At 66.5% G+C, this 454-nt stretch carries 1 protein-coding gene; it reads left to right on the top strand.

Translation table 11 applies throughout. From position 1 onward, the window contains the following. Positions 1-454, top strand: a 454-nt coding sequence (locus tag AC1DIX_RS27840) for an ATP-binding protein (protein ID WP_477328582.1), incomplete at both ends; no start/stop codon positions are given.

Here is a 454-nt window from a genome sequence, read left to right as displayed (position 1 = left end):
GGCCTCAAGGATGCGGCCAAACGGCTGATGGAACAGTCCGGCGTTCCTGTTGTGCCCGGTTATCACGGTGACAATCAGGATCCCGATTTCCTGGCGGCAAGGGCGGCCGAAATCGGCTTTCCAGTGCTGATCAAGGCGCGGGCGGGCGGTGGCGGCAAGGGCATGCGCCGCGTCGATCAGGCACAGGATTTTTCCGCCTCGCTGGAAGCGGCGCGGCGCGAGGCGGCGGCTGCATTCGGCGACGATGCCGTGCTGATCGAGAAATATCTCCTGCGGCCGCGCCATATCGAAATGCAGGTCTTCGGCGACCGCCATGGCAATGTTGTGCATCTCTTCGAGCGCGACTGCTCGCTGCAGCGCCGCCACCAGAAGGTCATCGAGGAAGCGCCAGCCCCCGGGATGACGGCGGAGATGCGCCGGGCGATGGGCGAGGCAGCGGTCCGCGCCGCCAGGG

Source organism: Massilia sp. 05N420, from assembly GCF_056397205.1.
Note: the sequence above shows the minus strand (reverse complement) of the source record. Positions and strands in the feature narration are given on the sequence as shown.